The following is a 20,641-nucleotide window of genomic DNA, read 5'->3' as shown; positions in this document are numbered from 1 at the left end:
TATGAAAGAAAACAATTATAATTCTATGGCAAAAATTTTGATAATGGTACTAAATGTGCTAATTGTTGTTGGAGTAGTAACCTTTCTAAGCATAGTTATAAGCACTTTAACTTCAGGAAACTCAGGAATGGCAAGCGGAAAATATATAGTGAACTGCTTATTGTTTTTTGGTGGTACTTCTTCTTTGGTATTCATTCTTTACTGTCTTAGAAAAATTCTAAAGTCTGTTATAAAGGAAGGACCATTTAATATGAGTAATGTAAGAAGCCTAAAAAATATAGCTTTTAGTTGTTTTGTTATAACTGTAGCTTACTTAATAAACTTCTTTTACAACAATCAATTTAAGAGCTTTAAGCTAATTGAGATAGACCAAACAGGCATACATACGGATACAGAATTTTTGATATTCTTCTTTGCTGGGTGCTTTGTTTTGATACTAGCTCAAATATACAAGCAGGCTGTAGAAGTAAAAGAAGAAAATGACTTCACAGTTTAGACAGTAAAGGAGGCTTATTATGGCTATAATTGTAAATCTCGATGTAATGATGGCAAAACGTAAAATATCTCTTAATGAACTTGCTGAAAAGGTTGGTATAACCAATGCCAATTTATCTATATTAAAGACCGGAAAGGCAAAAGCAATAAGATTTTCTACTCTGGAGGCCATCTGTAAGGAGCTCCAATGCCAGCCGGGAGATATCTTAGAGTATAGAGAGGAATAGAGGGGTGAAGAAATGGAAGATAATAAAAATTTAGAAGCTATAACTAAGGATGGATTATACTGTATACTACTTTCACTGCTACTTGGTGTGATATTTGACAGATTATTTATCGATAAGGCCCTTGGAATATCCTTCTTCATATTTATAGGGCTATGCATTATATTTTTCTTATGGACCGTAAAAGTTAGAAGAATTGAAAAAAGCTTTGGCTGGTTTTTACTTGTACCTATAGCTTTACTATCTTTTAGCTTCACCATTCATACTAATCAAGTGTTTAATTTTTTGGATTTTTTAGCAGTTCCAATACTTATGATTGCAAGCTCAATCTTAATAGTGAATCCAAAACTTAGATGGGATAAAGCTAGCTTTATAGGTGATATGCTAAGGAGAGCAGTGGCAAAAATGTTTGACAATATCCCTAAGCCTTTTTCGATTTTAAAAGCTTCAATAAAAATAAGAAAAACTGTTAAAATGGAGGAAGGAAAAAAGCAGATATTAATTGGAATACTTGTTTCTCTGCCTTTGCTTGTGATTCTAATAGTACTTTTAAGCTCTGCAGATATGGTTTTTGGATATTATTTTTCTAATCTGACAGAGGTTTTTAATAATATAGAAATAGGAGACTTTGTACCTCATACCATAATAGTTTTAGTTGTTTCATTTTATCTATTTGGGTATGTTTGGAGTTTTAAAGATGATAAAAAAACCATTGAGAAAAACTTAAACCCTACTGCTGAAAACTGGGGTAGCATCACTGTAATAACAGTATTAATTGCGTTAAATATACTTTATCTGATTTTCACAATGATTCAATTTTCTTATCTATATGGTGGTGGTAAGTTAGCACTTCCAGCAGGTTTTACTTATGCGGATTATGCTAGAAGAGGTTTCTTTGAACTTGCAGCAGTTACCGTTATTAATTTTGTAATAGTACTAAGTTGTTTAAAATATATAAAAAAAGATAATACAAAAACTTTAAAATTAGCAAATCTTCTTTTAACTGTGCTTGTAATATTTACCTTAAATATGCTTTTCTCCGCAAATTTCAAACTTACTTTGTATGAAGCTGCTTTCGGGTATACCTTCTTAAGGGTATCAGTGCATTTGTTTATGTTACTACTTTTCATACTATGTTTAGTTATAGTTGCGGGTATTTGGTATAAAAAGATTCCTATAATGAAAAGCATAATTGTGATAACAATAAGTATGTATACAGTGATAAACTATCTTAATATAGATGGCTTTATTGCTAAAAAGAATATAGAGATCTATAATCAAACCGGAAAGATTGATGTTAATTATTTGACTTCTTTATCTTTTGAAGCCGTTCCTTATCTGATTGAACTTAGAGATAAGGGGGACAATAATATAAAAAATATTATTAATGGAAATTTAAAGTATAGAAAAGAAGTACTTGATAGAGAGAAGTCATGGACTGAATTCAACTTTAGTAAGAATAATGTTAGGAAATTGTTAAACCAGGGTAGTTAATGCCCTGGTTTTTTGAATTAATAATAAGATGGTATACTTAAAAAGAGGTAAGTATTGCCTTGTAGCTGTTACAATTCAATATTAAATTGGGTCATAAGCTCCAACACAAGAGTTGCTTTCAAAGTTTTCTCTAACTAACTGCATAAACAATGACATTGCAGGGCTTACCCACTTATTTTTGTGATAAGAATATATTGCTGTAATTTTAGTATCAGAGCAGTTCGTTTTAATTTCTTTTAATCGATTATTTTTAAGTTCATTCTCCACTACAAAACGAGGCAAGAAAGATATTCCTAAATTGCTTGCAACACAGTTTTTGATTGCTTCAATGCTCCATAGCTCTATTGTATTATTCATGGTTATGTTATTCTCACGAAGATAATTCTCAAATATTCTTCTATAAATACAATTAGGTTCATTAATAACAAGGCTTGTATCTATTACTTGGTTTGGGTTATTAAAGTCAACATTATCATGATTAAACAAAGGTGAGCATACTAGAGCTAATGAAAACTCAGTTAGTTCAACAGAAGTTAAACTTTCCTTATGAGTTCCTACATCATAAAGTAAACCGATATCTATCTCACCCTTCGATAACATATCGTTAATCACAAAGCAATTTAATGAAACTATAGAAATTTTCACATCAGGAGCCTTTTGTTTAAATAATCCAAGGACATTTTGCAGTTTATAGGACATCAATGAGTCTGCTATAGCAATTTTTAATTCACCCCTAGGGATACTATCATTTTTTCCTATACTTTCAATCTTCTTTACCGTTTCAAGTAGCTCGTCTGTATATGATATCAGCTCTTTTCCGAGAGGCGTTAATACCATGTTGCGTCCTATTTTTTCGAATAGTTTTATTGAAAGCTCTTGTTCTAATTGTTGAATCTGCGATGTAACAGTAGATTGAGTGTACCCAATTTTTAATGCTGCATTTGAAAAACTGCCTTCCTCAATTATACATTTAAAGGTTTTGAAATGCCTTATATCCATTTATTTTACCTCAACTTATCTATAGTAAATTTTAAATCTGAACTCATTTTCACATATAAAATAAGGGTATATAAATCTATTTAGAGAATCAGAAAAGTGCTGAGTTCAAATCTATTGATTACTAACTATAAATGATATATTGAAAAAAATGAATTGTCAATTCGAAAACATCAATTTTACAAATATATGATGGTTTGTTAGTATAAATTAACGGAGGAGATCTTGAGAAATCAAATATAGGACAAGTATCTTCAAGAAGTATTTTTAGAAGGAGATTTATATTATGAATTTAGCAGCATTTTTAAGTTTTACTCTTTTAACAGCCTTTACACCTGGTCCAAATAATATATTAGCCATGTCTAACACTAGCAAGCATGGATTGAAGAAAAGTATTGGATTGATTAAAGGGATTTTTACGGGTTTTTTATCTGTGATGGTATTATGCAGTATTTTTAGTTTAATCCTTATAAATATAATCCCAAGGATTAAACCTGTTATGACTTATATTGGAGTGGCGTATATCTTATGGCTTGCCTGGCATGTGGTTAAAAGTAAATCACAGTCACAGGAAGAAAGTACAGAGAAAGCAGATAGCTTTATCACAGGTTTTATCCTTCAATTTGTAAATGTAAAAATTATATTATATGGTATAACAGCTATTTCTACTTTTATCCTGCCTTTTTACAGCTCTTTCTTTTCTATTGGGGCTTTCACACTGCTAATCACAGTTTTTGGATGTTCGGGGGTTTTATCTTGGGCTATTTTTGGAGCAGTATTCCAGAGATTTTTTGAAAAGTATAGTGTTGCAGTAAATATAATAATGGCTTTGCTTTTAGTTTATTCTGCAATTACCTTAATAATATAATCTATTGGCATGTATAAATTAGTAGCTGTGTTAGCAACTCTAAAACCCAGGGGAGTTAATGCCCGGGTTTTCATATGTTTGAAATACTTATATAAATTTTGCTATCTATTCTATGGTAAGAGATAGAATAATTATATACAAGTTTGACAAAGCACAATAATCCTATAGGGAGTAGTCTGTGCTGGTATGCTCTTAGTAGTCGGACCGAATATAACCACTAGATTTCTATTTTCAAGTGGTCTTTCAAAAGGCTGATCATTTGTTAAAAAGACCTCAGTAGAAGGAGAAATATTTAGCTTCAACATACCATCGCTGCTTATTAGATCATTGTTAAAGTAGTCTACAGTAACATTTTGCTGTGAAGAGTTTTTTGTCATTACTATTGCGGGAAATTGAGGGGGATATATAAGGATTGCAGGTTTAGTGGCATCATAAAATCCTGTGACATCATCTCCAACCTCAACTATTTCATGATCCACGAAGTAAGTTCCAGGAGATATTACAAAATTTAGAGGACCATGTTCTTTGCTTTCCAGAGACATTAAATAATAGCAGCTTACTGACGGGTCATTTGGAGCTGGATAAAAATCCTCAATTCTCCTAACAATACCGCTAAAGGATGCAAATTTTGGAGTTTCCTGTCTCCAGTTTTCATTAAACACAGGGTAAGTTGGTGGATTAATATAATAAGGGAAATATGGATACGGATTATTATACATATATTACTCCTTAAAATTACTACAGTATAAAATTTATCATTAATAGTATATATGTAATTTTAAAAATTGTTACAGGTTTAATTCAGTGACACATTGATGATTTTTTAATAGAAGAAATGCTACATACTTATTGCTATTTTGGTTTATAATTATTTTTCGTAAATTAATCTAAAAGAAGGTTTCTATAGTTTATTCATAGAAGTCTATTAAACAAGTTATGTCGAATATTGATGTTATAAGCGATTTAATGTACAATTACTTATTATAAATATAGTTGATTTTACATAGTTGGGTTATAATCAAGAGCAATAGAAAAGGTGGTTGGACAGTTTTGAATCAAAATAGTATAAGCAATGACAAGTTACTAGAAATCATTAAAGTGCAGACAGAGGTGGCTCAGCAGGGAATGGATCTTGGTAACATTATGGATTTAGTAACACATCGAACTAAGCTTATTACTAATGCAGATGGTGCTTCCGTGGAATTGATTGAGAAAAAGGAACTGGTATACAGTGCTGCATCTGGAATGGCTGAGAGTTTTTTAGGGCTACGATTGGATATGGAAGGTAGTCTTTCAGGGGAATGCATAAGAATGAGAACCCCTTTGATTAGCAATGATATTGAAAGTGATGACAGAGTTAACAAAGCTGCATGTAGACAAATAGGGCTTAATTCCATGATTGTAATGCCGCTAATATGCATGAATGATGCGGTTGGCGTATTGAAGGTTCTTTCTGCAAAAGCCAATCATTTCAATGATGATGATATAAAAATTCTAGAACTTATGTCAGGACTTATTGCCGCTGAGATGTTTAACGCAATGAAAAATGGGGAAAGTGAGTTGTTTTATAAAGCAACACATGATAATCTCACAGGTATATCTAACAGATCCTTATTCTATGATAATTTGAGACAAAGGTTGTCACAGGCTTCAAGAAAACAAGAGGAGTTTGCAATCATTACACTAGATATGGACGGGCTTAAAGAGATAAATGATAATTATGGACATAGAGCAGGAGATGCAGCTATCAAAGAGGTTGCTTTGAGGATTAAGAATACTTTGGGTGAAAAAGACACAGTTTCTAGACTTGGAGGAGATGAGTTTGGAATTATTGTTGCAAATTTAGTTGACCGAGATGAATTCAATTCATTAATTCAGAGAATGGACTTTGAGATCACAAAACCTTTCGAATTTGAAGGTCAGGAAATAAAGCTTAGAGCTAGTATTGGATATGCCCTTTTTAAAGAAGATGGTATTGAACTTGATGTTTTAATTGAAAAAGCAGATAAATCCATGTATGAAGTGAAAAGAGAGCGAAAAGGCCAAGGAAATGTACGCTGATATAAGCTTTTAAGTGATATACCCAAAAACACATTGATAATTTTGTCAGTGTGTTTTTTATTATGCAAGGGTTGATAGCATTCAAGATTAAATCAATTTTGGCATAGCCTGCTCATAAACTTTTGCTATATTAAAGGCTCTAGCAAGTTTTGCTAGAGCCTTTATGATCTTTATGTAAAAATGTATTTTAGTAGCTTACTTTAATATTCTTTTTTAATTACAAAGAACGAACCACGAATTGTTCCTGCTAGTTTTGATTTTTGTCTAGCAAACTTAAACTTTCCTTCTAATTCCTTTGGAATTTCCATTCCTTCAGAAAGCTTTAAACCAACAGCTCTCTTTTTAGGATCATCAACTGTATACATTACGTTTATACCAAGACCATCCTCATAGAAGACGTATGTAAATTTGATATTTTCTACTTGAAAACATGATGTTTCTAAAGGTTTAGCTGCAAATTCAATATCACGTTCTTCTTTCAAAATTCGGTTCACATAATCGAGGGTATCCTTACTTTCGCTTGCTGGTACAACTGTAAATTCATGCTTGTACTTGTTCATAAAGTAACGTGCTTCATTGGCACGTAAACCTGCAAGGGCATCTGCGACAGGGGAAGATTCTAAACCAGTTGTAGATACATTTTTAAAATCAACTATGTATGACATTTTCATGCCTCCTCTATATATTTATTTCTTAACCACAGGAATCCACATTTCGCCATAAATTAAGCCATTTTGTTTTTCAATTTCAACAGTTGCGTTTGGTCCACCAACATATGCAAAATTATTTACCACTGGCAATACTTGACCAAAGGCGATGCCCGCAAGCTTATTGTTCAATTCATCTGAAGTTGTTGCTTCACCTTTGACAACAAGATAGTCTCCTTTAGGAAATTGTATAACTCTAGCTTCTTCTGGTGCTGCTATATCTGTCATGACACCAGCATAGTGCATCATCTTGTTATTTACCGCTTCGTTCACAGCAAAAACATAGTCATTTTTGGCTATTGATTTTAAAGCATCAAGTCTTCCATCTTCACTGATTGCCTGCCAAAAGTCTGACTTTTCCTTATTTAAACCTACAAAGTCTGTGTAATGGCTCTTTAGCTCAGTTCCAAGGCCTAAAACGATAAAGCTATCTTTTTCTTCAAGAGTATAATCTGCCATTTATAAAACCTTCCTTTTTTTTATTAATCAAATTACTTCTATTCTTCACTTGATAAGTATATAATATTCTTAAATCATGTCAAAAAATGATACTGTTTAGGAGCATTTATGAAAAAAGTTGAACGAATTAATATACTTATGAGATATATAAACAACCGCGCCAACTTCACAATTTCTGAGATAATGGATGAATTCAACATATCTCGCTCCACAGCCATTAGAGATATCAGAGAAATTGAGGCCATGGGTGTACCGCTAGTTGCTGAAGTTGGAAGGGATGGTGGATATTTTGTTATGCACAATTCTGTTTTACCAGCAGTTCGCTTTACTGATAATGAAGTCAAAGCACTTTTTATTGCTTTTATGGCCACCAGGAATGAGCAACTCCCATATCTAAAAAGTCGTCAGTCCTTAACTGAAAAATTACTTGGACTTATATCAGAAAACCAGCAAGATGATCTTGTCCTTTTAAATCAAATATTACTTTTTGAAGGAACAAATCCAAACAATCCTGACCTTCTTGAGCTTTCAGACCTACCTCACCCATTGTTAGAAAAGCTCATACAAAGTCTTCTTGCGGATAGATATTTGTCGGTTACAATCAAAGAAGATGAGTTAATAAAATCGTATCAAATTTTCTTATTACATCTTTATAATGAAAAAGGTCTTTGGCTTATTGAAGGCTTTGACTTAGAGCAAGAAAAGAAAATTATTTTTCCTGTGGACCAGCTAGACGATGTAAAAAACTATTCTATGAAAAAAAGATTAAGTAAGAAAAAGATTTTGGAAAAGTTGAGTAAGCAGGGAGAAATCATTAATTTTGTTGTTGAATTTGGCCCCAAAGCTATTGCCCAGTTCAAAAAATATCATCCTCTAAAAGCTTCAATTTCTTATACAAATCCCTATCAATCCACTGCTATTTTAAGGACTTATGTTGACGTCAATAAACCTGATGAATTAGAGGAAATAATAAATTGGTTACTTTTTCTAGGTAGAGATGTTAAGGTTAGGGAAGTGCCAAAAGAAGTTTTAGAAGGTTTACAAGAGCGATTACGGTTATACTGCACATAATCAGTGATCAGTTTTAAATACTTTAAATATCTATTAAAGTTCTTATTTATGCAAATAGTTTTTAAGCAAAATAAGTGGCACATTCATAAGCTGAACGAGTTGATATAAATAACAAAAACTATTAAAATTGTAGATGTATAAATTAGCAATTTAGTTAGAACTCTATTTAGATGGCTTTGATATATATTATGATAGGAGAATTTATTATGAAGGAGCCAATAGGCAAAAATAAAATTATAGAAAAATCTTGGGAACTACTTAAGGAAGAAGGAATTTCAGGATTTTCAATGAGAAAGCTGGCTAAGAGTGTAGAGATGACGGTGTCTTCCTTATACTATCACTTTGAAAGCAAAGAAGCATTATTCAATGAAATGATAGATCAAGCAAGCGGAACAATTGCTTATCCTATAAATGAAAGAGAGTGGGATATGCGCTTAAGAAAATACGCCGAAAATATTTTAAGTGTTTTAAGTGAGTATGCTCAACTAGCACAATTGCTAATGATGTATCCGCCTACAAGCTCCAACTACGGCAAGCTAATGGATAATCTATTAAAGATTATTGAAAATTTGAATTTAAGTGAGGAAAATAAACTGTACGCAGTTAATTACTATCTCAATTATATTCTCACATTTAAATTAGATAGTGAAAATATGGCTTCAAATGAAAAGCTGAATTTTACAGAAGGTAGTGGATTTTCTCAAAGTAACACACCATATTTATATAAATTAAAAAGTGAAGGTTTTTTTGATAAGCTTGGAAGTCGCGAAATGTTTGAATTTGGATTAGATATTTTCATTAATGGAATAAAAGTATTAGAAAAAAGTCTTTGAAATATAAGATTTTTTTCTTTACAGTGTTACCGAACAGTGTTATTATGACTACAGAACGCTGTTCGGTAAGGAGAGGATAAAAATGAATGAAAAAAAAGAATTTGATTTAAAAAAAGTTCTACCAGCAGTTTTAACAATTGCTATTGGAATGTTACTGGTGATGATGGATACCACAATTATGAATGTAGCATTACCACATATTCAATCAGCGTTTAATACTGATCTAGCTACCTCACAATGGGCTATCACAGCTTATACCTTAGCGATGGCTACGGTAATCCCCTATTCAGGTTGGCTTTCAGACCGTTTTTCTACTAAAAAAGTATTTGGTGTTGCTATTCTGTTTTTCACTATAACATCATTCTTAGTATCAATCTCAACAAGCATTGAAAAAGTAATTTTATATAGAATATTGCAGGGATTAACTGGTGGAATAGTTGGTCCTATTGGGATAGCAATGTCTTTTAGAATTATTCCTATTGAAAAACGAGGCAGTATGATGGGAGTTTTGGGGTTACCTATGTTACTAGCTCCAACAATTGGACCTGCATTATCTGGCTTGTTAATAAAATATTATAGTTGGCACACAATTTTTCTTATAAATATCCCAATAGGTATTATATCCTTAATGATGATTTACTTGTTTTTACCTAGCTTTGAAGCCAAAAAAAATACTAAGATTGACTTGAAGGGAGCCATTTTATCACCGTTAGCGTTTCCGATTCTTATATATGGAGTTCACGTTGGGTCTGATAAAGGATGGACAACCCCTCTGGCTCTCACGGTTTTAGCTTTAGGTTTTATGATGCTGATTATCTTTATATATGTGGAATCAACAACTAAAAACCCATTGTTGGAGGTTAAGGTCTTTAAAGTAGCTGAATTTCGTAAAGGAATTATATTAATGTGGCTCAACCAAGCTGCTGTTTTTGGATCAATGCTATTGATTCCTTTATATCTTCAGAATGTTCGTGACTATTCTTCCTTACAATGTGGGTTAATGATGGTTCCACAAGCAGTAGCAAGTTTTATTGGCATGACAGTTGGTGGACGATTATTTGATAAATTTGGTACAAAATCTGCAGCTATTCCAGGATTTTTAATGACAGGTTTTAGTTTGGTTCTATTAGCTCAAATTACAAGTACTACTTCAGTAACTTATTTATTGGCTTGTATTATTCTTTTAGGTTTAGGTCAAGGATTAGTAAATATGCAGGTTAACAATCATGCACTACAATCAGCTCCATTAAATTTGATTACTAGGGTTACACCTATGTCAAATGAATTACTACAAGTTATTAATTCATTTTCTATTGCATTTATAACTGCATTTTTATCAAATCAAATCAGAAGCGCTTTAAAGAATAATTCTTTGACAATAGCGGGGAATATTGCTTTTCATAATACTTTCATGCTGCTTACAGTATTTATTTGTGTAGGGTTTGTATTAACCTTCTTCTTAAAAGACAAAAAATTAGATAATAATTAAATGACTTGATAAGTTGAATTATCTATAATTATAATTTTAAAAATTAAGTTGAAATACATTTTAAAGCAATATATGATGAATTCAGGCATCGATGTACTTTATAAAAAAGAAGGTAAGTTATGGAGATTAATATTGAAATAATACCATCATATAAAATTGCTTATATTCGTAGAACTGGTTTTTATGGTTCAGAGAATGTGAAGGTAATGGAAAGCTTAAAAAACTGGGCTAGGGAAAGGCACTTAATTAATGAAAGTTCAATAATATTAGGTATAGCTCAAGATAATCCAAGATTCACGGAACCTAAGGATTGTCGTTATGATGCATGTATAGTGGTTTCAGATGAATTTGAGCCTGAAAATAGCTTAATTAACTTTGGAGAAATTATCGGTGGAAAGTATTGTGTATTTAAAATAAGTCACACAGTAGATGCTATGCAAAAAGCGTGGGAGGAGATTTTTTCTGAGTTATCAAAAAGAAACTATGCATTGGATGAAGGAAGACCTATTCTTGAACGATATGCTATGCAAATGATAAAAAATCATTACTCAGAAATTTGTGTACCAATAGTATAAAAAAGTATATAGAATTAAAAGCTGTAGCCTCTGATTGTCCTCAGGGGCTACTAGATTTATTCTTATACAAATAGGACACACTATAAATTTTAAGTTTCACTTATTAGCTAAATAGAACAAGTTGGTTGCAAATCTAGTAATGCTCCAAATTTTTGAGAAGCTGTTATGAAACATATAAGTGCTAGAAGTTCAGATATTTCATCTTCACTAAATTCGCTTTTTAGTAAATTAAAGTGAGCATCATCTAGAGTATGACTTTTAGAAATAAGATCTGCTGTTTTTGTAGCAACTGAGATTTTAGAATCTATTATTTTATTTGAAGGCTTACCTTTAGCCATGCAATATTCACATCCATTGTTGAATGCAAGAGTACGTCTTATTTCCTCTTTCAATTCAGGTGTAAAAGTATTACTGCTAAAAAAACATTCCTCCAAAACAGACCATTGTGTCATTATGGTTTTGTTGTATCCCATTAATTGCTGAAAGGGTGTATTTCCTTCTTTTGAAAAAGTTATTTTTGCCATGTTTTTTCTCCTTATAAAGTGTTTTTTACTGTAATACTATTATATAAACTATTGTGATGATTTTGTATTTCAAGTGATATATAATATATCTATTAGATGTTTTAAATAATACGATATTATGGGGAATTGATTACAGATGAAATGTGATAAAATTGACAATTTGATTTTAAAGGAATTACAAAACAATAGTAGATTATCTATAAGGGAATTATCAAAACGTATAAATCTTTCTGCACCATCTGTTACTGAAAGAGTGAGAAGGCTTGAAGATTCAGGAGTTATTGAAGGATATACAATTAAGATAAACAAAAAGAAACTTGGGTTAGGAATTGATTGTATAATTAAGGTAACTATGAAGAATGGAGAATACGAGAGATTTAAAGCTTTTATTAAAGAATATGAACGTAGTGAATGGTGTTATAGAATTGCTGGCAATGGATGTTTTATAGTTAAATTGTCAGTTAAATCATTAGAAGAAATAGAAGCGTTTATAAATGTTATTTCTTCATACGCGCTAACAGAGACGATGATAGCATTTTCCGAAGTAGATATAAATAATTGCATAGACAAGTTTTTGAAAGAATAAGTAGCTCACTGGAAAGGTGGGCTATTTTTTAAAATAGATAAAAAGTTTATTTTCATTTTACAGTAAATTCGTTTTTGTTAACGAAGTCATATGAGGCTGAAGAGTTATTATGTTTATGGTATAAATTGTATTTAAATGTTATAATTGTAAAAGGATATATGAAGTGATTCATATAAGAAGATTTGTAATCTGCAGAGGAGGGGGAAGATGGATAAGAGACTCACATTCAATGAGGATGCTAGTAACTATGACAAGTGGCGACCAACATATTGTGAAGAATTATTTGAGGATATCTTTAGGTATTCTGAGATTAGTAAAGATAAAAATGCATTAGAAGTTGGAATAGGAACAGGTCAAGCCACAACGCCTTTTCTTAATGCTGGATATAATGTAACTGCTGTGGAACTTGGAAATAACCTTGCGGAGTTCTCAAGAGAAAAGTTTAAAGAATATAAGAATTTTAAAGTTTATAACACTTCTTTTGAAGAATTTCAGTGTGAGGATAACATTATAGATATTCTTTATTCTGCTACCGCTTTTCACTGGATTCCAGAGAGTATTGGATACCCAAAGATATTGAGGTTATTAAAAGATAACGGGACCATAGCTTTATTTTGGAACAAGCCATCTCCTGCGGACGAGGAGTATTCTTTACACCTAGAAATTCAAAAGATATATGAAAAATACTGGCCATCAACAGATAAACTTTTGGAAAGTAATAGCGAAAGGTATAAAAGAATTTCAGAAACCATCAAGACTTATGGATTTAGAGATCTAGAGATGAAGCTATATCATAAGACACGAAAGTTTTCTTCAGAAGAATATATTTGTTTGTTAAACACTTACTCGGACCATAGAACTATGCCAGAACCTTCAAAGCAATTGTTTGAAAATGAAATTAAAGATATCATTAAGAAAAATGGTAATCTATTTGATATTCATGACACAATTGAATTATATTTGGCAAGAAAATAATTTGATAGATAGTATAAGTTAAATTTTAAATATATAAATACTTTATTGAAAGGAGAGGTTTGGTGGAATGAATGTAAATTTTATAAATAATGAGCGTGCAAGGAGGGTTCACGCAAAATAAACCCTCCGTATTTGAATGGAGGATTATTATGGAAGTTTTTGATTTTGATTTGAAACATGTGGAAGAGGCAAAATTAATTGCTATTAGTAATTACAATGAGGAACGTGAGTATGTAAAAGCTTTACCTGGTATAAAGACTTTTCCTGACTTAGAGCATTTTGCAAAGAATGGACTAGGTGTTGTAGCCTTTGACAAGGGAAAAATGGTAGGGTTTTTATGCTGTTATGAACCTTGGGAAAATGCACATAATTCTAAGGCAAAAGGAACTTTTTCACCTATTCATGCTCATGGGGCTGTAAAAGAAAATAGAGGTAGGATATACCAAAAGATGTATCAAGCAGCTGCTGAAAAATGGGTGAAATATAAAATTACGTATCATTCAATAGCATTATATGCACACGATCAACAGGCTATAAATGCTATGTTTAGCTATGGTTTTGGACTTAGGTGTATTGATGCCATTAGACCAATGGAAGGTTTAGAAATACAATGCAATAAAGAAATTATCTTTGAAGAACTTTCTAAGGCAGAGGTTACTAAAGTAAGAGAAATGCGTAAATTGCTAACTGAACATTTAGGTGATAGCCCATGCTTTATGTATTCTACACAAGAAGGTTTTGAAGCTTGGCTAGCTCGTGCTGAAGGGCGAGATACAAGACTTCTTGTTGCGATGGATGGGGAAAAGCCAATTGCTTTTGTAGAGATATCAGATGGCGGAGAAAATTTTGCAACGGAGGTTTCTGATATGTGCAATATATGTGGTGCCTTCTGCCTTCCAGAATATCGTGGAAAGGGCATTTATCAGAGTTTGCTCAATTATACTATTTTGAAATTAAAAGATGAAGGATATAATCTGTTAGGAGTTGATTTTGAAAGTTTTAACCCTAATGCCAATGCCTTCTGGACTAAGTATTTCACCCCATATACTAATAGCGTGGTTCGTAGAATCGATGAATGTGCTTTAAATAATAATTAATGTAAAAATGCAGTCAACTAGTAAGGTTGGCTGCATTATTTTTATTCTATCTGTACTTTTACTTGAATTTATCAATTAATCTGATGAAAAATTAATTATAAATTTAATATTGTAATTACAAGTTTTTTGAGTTAGTAATACTATATCTATGGCATTCTAGCAAGCTATCATATCTATAACAATGGTTTTCTTACGCATTGCTTCAAAATATTCGTATGCTTTAATCCAATAATTAAGAAGATTTTCATTATAAGCTAAAAGATGTTTAAGAAATTCATCAAACATATTAAGTTTAATTAATATTTTAATTATTTCTTTAGGATAGGGGATGTTTTTTTGGAAGACCTTTCTCGGATCAATAACTTGTATTTTTTCATCTTTATTTATAAAGATATGTGCATTTCGAATATCAATTCTCTTGAAATTTAGACGCTTAAATTCCTCTACAAGTTCTATTATTTCAATGGAGAGGTTGTAAGATAATCCGTTCTTACTAATGTATTGGTATAAATTTGTTCCATCAACATAATCTCGCAGAACTTTATTTTCAGTAATAAACATAACTTTTGGAAAAAATCTACTGTCATTGGCTTTTTCCAAAATAGCAACTTCACTTTCAGCTTTTTTCTTGTCATAAAAGATTTTTAAAGCAAAGCCCTCTGGTGTTAAATATACTGATCCTTCATCACCTTTTCCTAAAAATTCGCATTCTTTAATGTTTAAAATGTATCGCATATTATCCTCAAAATGATTGTTTTAAATATCATATGATTTTTGCTATAAGAATTCCACTGTGTTTGAGTAATTTTACAGTTTTGTTGAGGTTTTGTATAAAGAGGGAACGAATTATTCTAAATCTATACCTTCAGTTGCAATCACTTTCTTGTACCAATAAAAGCTGTCTTTTCTACTTCTCTCTAAGGTTCCATTTCCTTTATCATCACGGTCTACATAAACAAAGCCATAACGTTTCTTCATTTCTCCAGTTCCTGCAGAAACCAAATCGATGCAGCCCCACATTGTATATCCCATTAGATCAACTCCGTCAAGATTTATGGCATCTCTCATGGAGGCAATATTCTTACGTAGATAATCTATACGATAAGTATCATGAACATTTCCGTCTTCATCTTTTTTATCATCCCAACCAATACCGTTTTCTACAATCCATAATGGTTTGTGGTAACGGTCGTATAAGGTATTTAGTGCAATTCTTAAGCATGCTGGATCAGTTGCCCATCCCCAAGCATTTGTTTCTAAATATGGATTCTTGATTCCCATCATTAGGTTTCCGCCAGCTTTATTAACATCCTCATGGGTTGAGACAGTACTAGAGCCATAACAAGAGAAGCTCAAGAAGTCAGCTGAGTATTTTTCAAGAAGTTCAAAGTCTTCAGGTTCTGTATCTAATATAATGCCTTCTCTTTCATATTTCTTTAGTCTGTAAGCAGGGTAGTGACCTCCAGTTTGTACATCTGAATAGAAGAGACTAGTTTGAGCCGCTTCCATAACCATTAATTGATCATTAGGATCACAAGAATAAGCATAGAGAGGCATATATGCGAGCATTTGTCCAACTTTTATTTCACTGCTTATTTCGTGAGCTGCTTTAACTGACTTAGCACTTGCTACAAATTGATTGTGAGCTGCTTGCGCTTTGTTTTGAGGTGATGGGTCATTAAGTCCTCCTGCAACAAATGGAGCAAACTCCATACAGTTGATTTCATTAAAAGTTAGCCAGTATTTAACTTTTCCTTCATAATACTTAAAGACTGTTTTGGCATACTTTTCAAAGAAATCTATACACTTTCTATTTGGCCAGCCACCATATTTAATTGTTAGATTAATTGGTGTTTCGTAATGGGATAAGGTTACTAAAGGTTCTATACCATATTTTGCACATTCATCAAAAACTTCATCGTAAAATTTTAATCCATTTTCATTAGGCTCTGCATCATCACCATTTGGGAAAATACGTGCCCAGTTCATGCTTAAACGAAAAGTCTTAAATCCCATCTCGCCCATATATGCAATATCTTCTTTATAATGATGGTAGAAGTCTGTTGCAACATGGCTTGGATAGTATTCACCCTCAATAACTGCAGGAATACAATCTTCTGGAAGTTTTGCACCTGGTCCAAAACCAATTATTGATCCAGTTTCACCTGTTTTTACGTTCTTATAAGTTACTCGACGAGGAAGAGTATGAGAACCAGCAGTCATAACATCAGAGGTGTTTATACCTTTTCCTCCCTCATTCCATCCACCTTCATATTGATTGGCAGCAGTAGCGCCACCCCATAAAAAGTTCTTAGGAAAACCTTTCATTTACTTTACCTCCATTTCTAAATTTTCACCATTTGATTCAATAACTTGCTTATACCAATAAAAGCTATCTTTCTTTAATCTCTTTAAGCTGCCTTTTCCTTCATCATCTTTATCTACATAAATAAATCCATATCGCTTAGACATTTGACCTGTTCCAGCACTAACTAAGTCAATGCAACCCCAGGTTGTATAAGCAATTAAATCAACACCATTATCAATTGCCTTTGACATTTCTTTTATATGCTCTTTCATATATTCAATACGATATGGGTCATGAATACTGCCATCTTCTTCAACCTTATCAACTGCTCCTAATCCATTTTCAACAACCATCAATGGAAGTTCATAACGATCATATATAGTTTCTAGGTAATAACGGAGACCTAAGGCATCAGTACTCCAGCCCCAATCAGAATACTTAAGATATGGATTCTTTGTACCCATGGAGAAATTACCACTAGCATTGTTTTCTACCTTATGAGTTGTTACGATGCTAGAAGAGTAGTAGGAGAAAGTATACATATCTACAGTACCTTCTTTTAAATCATTAAGATCTTCATCAGTTATATCTAACTTCACATTATGCTCATTCCATAAACGTTTTGCAAAGGTTGGATATTTTCCTTTACATTGAACATCTCCGCTATAGAAGATACCTTGCTCCCATTTATAACGTGTCAACATAACATCTTTTGGATCACAGGTCATAGGGTAGTTTGTAATTCCACAAATCATGCAACCAATCATAAATTCTGAGTTTATTTTATGTCCGATTTTAACCGCTTTTGCGCTTGCAACATACTGATAGTGAAGCTGCTGATAAGCTTCTTGATACACCTTGTCAGATGCCTTAGAACCAAACATGTCTAAAAACATTACTGTATTATTGATTTCATTAAAAGTTAGCCAATACTTCACTAAGTCTTTATACTCATTGAAGATTGTTTCTACATAGTGAACATAGAAATCGATCATTTTTCTATTGTTCCAGCCGTTATAATTTTCTTCTAAATATAAAGGGGTATCAAAATGTGAGATTGTAACTAATGGCTCAATATTGTATTTTCTTAATTCTTCAAACACAGAACGATAAAAGTCTAATCCTTTTTGATTAGGCTTTTCCTCGTCACCATTAGGAAATATTCTAGACCAAGATATTGACATTCTAAACATCTTAAAGCCCATTTCAGCAAACAGTGCAATATCTTCTTTATAGTGATGATAAAAATCTATACTTTCATGATTTGGGTAATAGTATCCATCCAAAATAGCACCTTTAGCTCCTTCAGGCATATCAAATCCAAATCCATTTACTTCTCCAGTTGTGCCATCAGGCATCTTGTAGGTAACTGTGCGCATTTTATTATAAGAACCGGCAGTTGTTACATCTGTTCTTGCTAAGCCTCGACCATCAGTGTTATATGCACCTTCGCATTGGTTAGCAGCAGTAGCACCACCCCAATAAAAATTACTCGAAAAACTCATATTATTTCTCCTTTATTCAACTTGAAAAGCACCAGCTTTTTAATGTATCGCTTCATTATAGAATTCATATTTTCATATCTGCCTCTTAAGAGATAGAAGCGGTTTGAAAATAGTTTTCGGATTGAAGTGGTACATACTGATTTGCTGGCGCTTATTGTATTTTTATAATTTTTACTATGCTTCTACTAGATCAGCAGCAGCTTCTTTAGCAACCAATTGTTTTTCATAAATCTTAAAGAATGGGTACCAAACTATTGCAGAAGGAATTAACATTAAATAATCCCAAACAGCATTTTGCCATCTTAAGGTAGATAAATATGCACCAAAACCCATTGGAAGTAATGCTGAAATAGAAATCCAAGCAGGTTGTAAGAAACCAAATTTATATGCTAGATAGGTGCATAACATAACAAAAGGAATATTTAATACATAAGGTATACAAAGGATAGGGTTATACATAATTGGCATACCAAAAGTCATAGGTTCATTAATTCCAAACCATCCAGGAACTGCGGAGATTTTTGCAACTGCGCTGATTTGTTTAGATTTAGAACGAAGGCCCATTAATGCAAGTGGCAATGTATTTCCTGTACCACCGCAAATAGCTATTGCTCCAAATAATGCTACTGGATAGAATACAAGTGGTTGTCCAGCTGCATGTGCTGCTCCATTAGCAACTGCTGCTTGAATACCTAAAGGCATAATGATTGGAATCAAAATCATAGTTCCATGAATACCAAAGCACCATAATAGTGCACCAAAAATACAAAGTATGAACATACCTGGAACTGATGTTAATGCATTTAATGGAACTCCTAGGAGAGCCATAAATCCAGAACATACATTATAAGCTCCTCCTGTACCTACTGATACAACGGTGGAAATAACTAAGAAAATAATAGCACTGAATAGTAATGGTAAAATTGATGAAAAACCGTCTTGTAAGAATGGAGGAACAACATCTGGCATCTTAATACGAATGTTCTTATCAGCACAGTATTTTTCAATGTGTACAGACATAAACACAACAAGAAATCCAATAAACATACCTTGTGCTCCGAGATAAGTCATATTAATGCCAGTTGCACCTGTTTCAGTTGTAATTAATGCACCAGCTACTAATAAGAAACAAACTAGTGCGTCAACAGCATTCATAATAGGAGACTTCATTTTTAAGTTTTTTGCGTAGTGGTATGCAAATAATGCAACAACCCACAAAGATAAAGAGTTCATTGTAAATTGATAAGGTAAATAGATGATTGCGTAAATTTTACTCCTTGAAGAAAATAGATTTAACATGGTTTCGCTGCCTATTGAACAAATAATTTGTGATATGGCACCAACCATTATGATACCCATTAAGGACATCATAGAAGCCTGAAGCGCAGATAAGAATTTGTTACTGCCCAGTTTTTGACCAAAATCCTGAAGTTTGATCATAAATTTACTTTCAAATAACTGTTCCATTTTACCTCTCCTTATTTCATTATTTTTCAGCATATAACTTTTTTGCTAGCTTCATAATATTAGGACAATTTGCAATGGCATAGTCAAAGGATTGAATTGGAGCACATGGGAGTCCAGTGTATTCCTTTACTTCTTTTAAGCGATAGGATACTTGAGGTCCCATTAAGACGATATCATAATTTTGATACACATCTTGATACTCAGCGAGGCCCACTGCTTTAATATTAAGTGCTTCCCCAGCTTCCTTCCAATAGCTTTCCATCTTCTTCATTAAAATACTTGTTGACATTCCACCTGCACATACCAATAAAATTTTCATATATTTGATCCCCCTGATTTATTTATTTTTGTATAATAAAACAATTTCTTTAATAAGCTCATTTGCAAGCATGCTTGTCATTAAGTGATCCTGTGAGTGAACAAGTAACACATTAAGCTCTTGCTTAAAACCATTGGCTTCTTTGAATAATAACTCTGTTTGTGCTTTATGAGCTAGGTTGGCTGCTTCATCAGATTTTGCTAAAAGCTCTTCTGCTTTTTCAAAGTTTCCAGTTTTAGCTTCTTCCAAAGCTTGAAATGCAAAAGAGCGTGCATCACCTGAATTTGCAATAATTGTCATTGATACTAAATCATTTTCTTCGTCCATTGGATATCCCCCTTTTGAAAATATGTAAATTATTTCCTGAACCGTTTTTATTTTAGTGTATAAAAAAATATTTGTCAAAACGATTACAACTAGGATTTAAGAGGCTTTTATACAGTAGTTCTTTAGTATATTTTCAAAAATACACTTTTTTTTTATAAAAATAAGCTATTTTTTAATATTAATGCCTTAGTGTATTAAATTTTCATGTTCTTTTTATGCAGTGTATAATTGTATTATTTATAAAGTATAGTTTTTTACATT

23 protein-coding genes are annotated in these 20,641 nt (G+C 32.3%); 12 read left to right on the top strand and 11 right to left on the bottom strand.

Annotated features, from left to right (window positions below; all coding sequences use genetic code 11):
• Position 1: 1 nt before the first annotated feature.
• From bsdtw1_RS12675 to bsdtw1_RS12665, 3 genes are read left to right on the top strand one after another with little or no spacing between them, the layout of a single operon-like run.
• The gene (locus bsdtw1_RS12675) at positions 2 to 496 is read left to right on the top strand and encodes a DUF2975 domain-containing protein (RefSeq protein WP_183277927.1); all 495 of its coding nucleotides are present in this window, start codon (positions 2 to 4) and stop codon (positions 494 to 496) included.
• Positions 497 to 515: 19 nt separating this feature from the next.
• Positions 516 to 722, top strand: coding sequence for a helix-turn-helix domain-containing protein (locus bsdtw1_RS12670; RefSeq protein ID WP_183277926.1), 207 nt, complete (start codon positions 516 to 518; stop codon positions 720 to 722).
• Between the two features lie 12 nt (positions 723 to 734).
• A complete protein-coding gene (locus bsdtw1_RS12665) occupies positions 735 to 2,213 on the top strand; it encodes a DUF4153 domain-containing protein (protein ID WP_183277925.1) in 1,479 nt (492 codons plus the stop codon).
• 81 nt (positions 2,214 to 2,294) lie between these two features.
• On the opposite strand, the gene bsdtw1_RS12660 is transcribed toward bsdtw1_RS12665, so the two are convergent.
• A complete protein-coding gene (locus bsdtw1_RS12660; RefSeq protein WP_183277924.1) occupies positions 2,295 to 3,212 on the bottom strand; it encodes a LysR family transcriptional regulator in 918 nt (305 codons plus the stop codon).
• Positions 3,213 to 3,495: 283 nt separating this feature from the next.
• On the opposite strand from bsdtw1_RS12660, the gene bsdtw1_RS12655 reads away from it, so the two are divergent.
• Positions 3,496 to 4,077, top strand: coding sequence for a LysE family transporter (locus tag bsdtw1_RS12655; RefSeq protein WP_183277923.1), 582 nt, complete (start codon positions 3,496 to 3,498; stop codon positions 4,075 to 4,077).
• Between the two features lie 131 nt (positions 4,078 to 4,208).
• Here bsdtw1_RS12655 and bsdtw1_RS12650 read toward each other — a convergent pair whose 3' ends face one another.
• Complete coding sequence (locus tag bsdtw1_RS12650) at positions 4,209 to 4,796, bottom strand: hypothetical protein (RefSeq protein WP_183277922.1); 588 nt, start codon at positions 4,794 to 4,796, stop codon at positions 4,209 to 4,211.
• Positions 4,797 to 5,127: 331 nt separating this feature from the next.
• On the opposite strand from bsdtw1_RS12650, the gene bsdtw1_RS12645 reads away from it, so the two are divergent.
• Positions 5,128 to 6,138, top strand: a complete 1,011-nt coding sequence (locus bsdtw1_RS12645; protein ID WP_183277921.1) for a sensor domain-containing diguanylate cyclase — start codon at positions 5,128 to 5,130, stop codon at positions 6,136 to 6,138.
• Between the two features lie 200 nt (positions 6,139 to 6,338).
• On the opposite strand, the gene bsdtw1_RS12640 is transcribed toward bsdtw1_RS12645, so the two are convergent.
• Together bsdtw1_RS12640 and bsdtw1_RS12635 are read right to left on the bottom strand one after the other, a co-directional pair.
• Positions 6,339 to 6,803, bottom strand: a complete 465-nt coding sequence (locus tag bsdtw1_RS12640) for a DUF8821 family protein (protein ID WP_183277920.1) — start codon at positions 6,801 to 6,803, stop codon at positions 6,339 to 6,341.
• 21 nt (positions 6,804 to 6,824) lie between these two features.
• Positions 6,825 to 7,304, bottom strand: coding sequence for a GyrI-like domain-containing protein (locus bsdtw1_RS12635; RefSeq protein ID WP_183277919.1), 480 nt, complete (start codon positions 7,302 to 7,304; stop codon positions 6,825 to 6,827).
• Between the two features lie 108 nt (positions 7,305 to 7,412).
• Between bsdtw1_RS12635 and bsdtw1_RS12630 the strand changes: the two genes are divergently transcribed.
• From bsdtw1_RS12630 to bsdtw1_RS12615, 4 genes are all read left to right on the top strand, one after another.
• Positions 7,413 to 8,375 (top strand): helix-turn-helix transcriptional regulator, encoded by a 963-nt coding sequence (locus bsdtw1_RS12630; RefSeq protein ID WP_183277918.1) that lies wholly within the window; start codon positions 7,413 to 7,415, stop codon positions 8,373 to 8,375.
• A gap of 206 nt (positions 8,376 to 8,581) precedes the next feature.
• Complete coding sequence (locus bsdtw1_RS12625) at positions 8,582 to 9,208, top strand: TetR/AcrR family transcriptional regulator (RefSeq protein WP_183277917.1); 627 nt, start codon at positions 8,582 to 8,584, stop codon at positions 9,206 to 9,208.
• A gap of 82 nt (positions 9,209 to 9,290) precedes the next feature.
• On the top strand, positions 9,291 to 10,697 hold the full coding sequence (locus bsdtw1_RS12620) for an MDR family MFS transporter (protein WP_183277916.1): 1,407 nt from the start codon (positions 9,291 to 9,293) through the stop codon (positions 10,695 to 10,697).
• A 119-nt stretch (positions 10,698 to 10,816) separates the two neighbouring features.
• Entirely contained in the window at positions 10,817 to 11,272 is a 456-nt protein-coding gene (locus bsdtw1_RS12615; protein ID WP_183277915.1) for an AraC family transcriptional regulator, read from the top strand.
• A gap of 107 nt (positions 11,273 to 11,379) precedes the next feature.
• On the opposite strand, the gene bsdtw1_RS12610 is transcribed toward bsdtw1_RS12615, so the two are convergent.
• Entirely contained in the window at positions 11,380 to 11,796 is a 417-nt protein-coding gene (locus bsdtw1_RS12610; RefSeq protein ID WP_183277914.1) for a carboxymuconolactone decarboxylase family protein, read from the bottom strand.
• 136 nt (positions 11,797 to 11,932) lie between these two features.
• Here bsdtw1_RS12610 and bsdtw1_RS12605 point away from each other — a divergent pair, with 136 nt between their 5' ends.
• The 3 genes from bsdtw1_RS12605 (at position 11,933) to bsdtw1_RS12595 (ending at position 14,454) form a co-directional block, all read left to right on the top strand.
• A complete protein-coding gene (locus bsdtw1_RS12605; RefSeq protein WP_183277913.1) occupies positions 11,933 to 12,382 on the top strand; it encodes an Lrp/AsnC family transcriptional regulator in 450 nt (149 codons plus the stop codon).
• Positions 12,383 to 12,589: 207 nt separating this feature from the next.
• Entirely contained in the window at positions 12,590 to 13,357 is a 768-nt protein-coding gene (locus tag bsdtw1_RS12600) for a class I SAM-dependent methyltransferase (RefSeq protein WP_183277912.1), read from the top strand.
• Positions 13,358 to 13,506: 149 nt separating this feature from the next.
• The gene (locus tag bsdtw1_RS12595) at positions 13,507 to 14,454 is read left to right on the top strand and encodes a GNAT family N-acetyltransferase (protein ID WP_183277911.1); all 948 of its coding nucleotides are present in this window, start codon (positions 13,507 to 13,509) and stop codon (positions 14,452 to 14,454) included.
• A 156-nt stretch (positions 14,455 to 14,610) separates the two neighbouring features.
• On the opposite strand, the gene bsdtw1_RS12590 is transcribed toward bsdtw1_RS12595, so the two are convergent.
• The 6 genes from bsdtw1_RS12590 to bsdtw1_RS12565 form a co-directional block, all read right to left on the bottom strand.
• Entirely contained in the window at positions 14,611 to 15,189 is a 579-nt protein-coding gene (locus bsdtw1_RS12590; protein ID WP_183277910.1) for a serine/threonine protein kinase, read from the bottom strand.
• Between the two features lie 111 nt (positions 15,190 to 15,300).
• Positions 15,301 to 16,782: a family 1 glycosylhydrolase gene (locus tag bsdtw1_RS12585; RefSeq protein ID WP_183277909.1), complete on the bottom strand. Its 1,482-nt coding sequence runs from the start codon at positions 16,780 to 16,782 to the stop codon at positions 15,301 to 15,303.
• Positions 16,783 to 18,267 (bottom strand): family 1 glycosylhydrolase, encoded by a 1,485-nt coding sequence (locus bsdtw1_RS12580; protein ID WP_183277908.1) that lies wholly within the window; start codon positions 18,265 to 18,267, stop codon positions 16,783 to 16,785.
• Positions 18,268 to 18,441: 174 nt separating this feature from the next.
• Complete coding sequence (locus bsdtw1_RS12575) at positions 18,442 to 19,734, bottom strand: PTS sugar transporter subunit IIC (RefSeq protein ID WP_183277907.1); 1,293 nt, start codon at positions 19,732 to 19,734, stop codon at positions 18,442 to 18,444.
• 19 nt (positions 19,735 to 19,753) lie between these two features.
• Positions 19,754 to 20,053, bottom strand: a complete 300-nt coding sequence (locus bsdtw1_RS12570) for a PTS sugar transporter subunit IIB (RefSeq protein WP_183277906.1) — start codon at positions 20,051 to 20,053, stop codon at positions 19,754 to 19,756.
• 18 nt (positions 20,054 to 20,071) lie between these two features.
• On the bottom strand, positions 20,072 to 20,380 hold the full coding sequence (locus bsdtw1_RS12565; RefSeq protein WP_183277905.1) for a PTS lactose/cellobiose transporter subunit IIA: 309 nt from the start codon (positions 20,378 to 20,380) through the stop codon (positions 20,072 to 20,074).
• Positions 20,381 to 20,641 lie beyond the last annotated feature (261 nt).

The sequence above is a fragment of the Clostridium fungisolvens genome (assembly GCF_014193895.1).
In the GTDB taxonomy this organism is placed as follows: Bacteria; Bacillota; Clostridia; order Clostridiales; family Clostridiaceae; genus Clostridium_AR; species Clostridium_AR fungisolvens.
Note: the sequence above shows the minus strand (reverse complement) of the source record. Positions and strands in the feature narration are given on the sequence as shown.

Excerpts from the sequence above, each read along its gene's own strand:
- bsdtw1_RS12675 (WP_183277927.1), top strand. The coding sequence starts at position 2 with ATGAAAGAAAACAATTATAATTCTATGGCAAAAATTTTGATAATGGTA.
- bsdtw1_RS12670 (WP_183277926.1), top strand. The coding sequence starts at position 516 with ATGGCTATAATTGTAAATCTCGATGTAATGATGGCAAAACGTAAAATA.
- bsdtw1_RS12665 (WP_183277925.1), top strand. The coding sequence starts at position 735 with ATGGAAGATAATAAAAATTTAGAAGCTATAACTAAGGATGGATTATAC.
- bsdtw1_RS12660 (WP_183277924.1), bottom strand. The coding sequence starts at position 3,212 with ATGGATATAAGGCATTTCAAAACCTTTAAATGTATAATTGAGGAAGGC.
- bsdtw1_RS12655 (WP_183277923.1), top strand. The coding sequence starts at position 3,496 with ATGAATTTAGCAGCATTTTTAAGTTTTACTCTTTTAACAGCCTTTACA.
- bsdtw1_RS12650 (WP_183277922.1), bottom strand. The coding sequence starts at position 4,796 with ATGTATAATAATCCGTATCCATATTTCCCTTATTATATTAATCCACCA.
- bsdtw1_RS12640 (WP_183277920.1), bottom strand. The coding sequence starts at position 6,803 with ATGTCATACATAGTTGATTTTAAAAATGTATCTACAACTGGTTTAGAA.
- bsdtw1_RS12635 (WP_183277919.1), bottom strand. The coding sequence starts at position 7,304 with ATGGCAGATTATACTCTTGAAGAAAAAGATAGCTTTATCGTTTTAGGC.
- bsdtw1_RS12630 (WP_183277918.1), top strand. The coding sequence starts at position 7,413 with ATGAAAAAAGTTGAACGAATTAATATACTTATGAGATATATAAACAAC.
- bsdtw1_RS12625 (WP_183277917.1), top strand. The coding sequence starts at position 8,582 with ATGAAGGAGCCAATAGGCAAAAATAAAATTATAGAAAAATCTTGGGAA.
- bsdtw1_RS12620 (WP_183277916.1), top strand. The coding sequence starts at position 9,291 with ATGAATGAAAAAAAAGAATTTGATTTAAAAAAAGTTCTACCAGCAGTT.
- bsdtw1_RS12615 (WP_183277915.1), top strand. The coding sequence starts at position 10,817 with ATGGAGATTAATATTGAAATAATACCATCATATAAAATTGCTTATATT.
- bsdtw1_RS12610 (WP_183277914.1), bottom strand. The coding sequence starts at position 11,796 with ATGGCAAAAATAACTTTTTCAAAAGAAGGAAATACACCCTTTCAGCAA.
- bsdtw1_RS12605 (WP_183277913.1), top strand. The coding sequence starts at position 11,933 with ATGAAATGTGATAAAATTGACAATTTGATTTTAAAGGAATTACAAAAC.
- bsdtw1_RS12600 (WP_183277912.1), top strand. The coding sequence starts at position 12,590 with ATGGATAAGAGACTCACATTCAATGAGGATGCTAGTAACTATGACAAG.
- bsdtw1_RS12595 (WP_183277911.1), top strand. The coding sequence starts at position 13,507 with ATGGAAGTTTTTGATTTTGATTTGAAACATGTGGAAGAGGCAAAATTA.
- bsdtw1_RS12590 (WP_183277910.1), bottom strand. The coding sequence starts at position 15,189 with ATGCGATACATTTTAAACATTAAAGAATGCGAATTTTTAGGAAAAGGT.
- bsdtw1_RS12585 (WP_183277909.1), bottom strand. The coding sequence starts at position 16,782 with ATGAAAGGTTTTCCTAAGAACTTTTTATGGGGTGGCGCTACTGCTGCC.
- bsdtw1_RS12580 (WP_183277908.1), bottom strand. The coding sequence starts at position 18,267 with ATGAGTTTTTCGAGTAATTTTTATTGGGGTGGTGCTACTGCTGCTAAC.
- bsdtw1_RS12575 (WP_183277907.1), bottom strand. The coding sequence starts at position 19,734 with ATGGAACAGTTATTTGAAAGTAAATTTATGATCAAACTTCAGGATTTT.
- bsdtw1_RS12570 (WP_183277906.1), bottom strand. The coding sequence starts at position 20,053 with ATGAAAATTTTATTGGTATGTGCAGGTGGAATGTCAACAAGTATTTTA.
- bsdtw1_RS12565 (WP_183277905.1), bottom strand. The coding sequence starts at position 20,380 with ATGGACGAAGAAAATGATTTAGTATCAATGACAATTATTGCAAATTCA.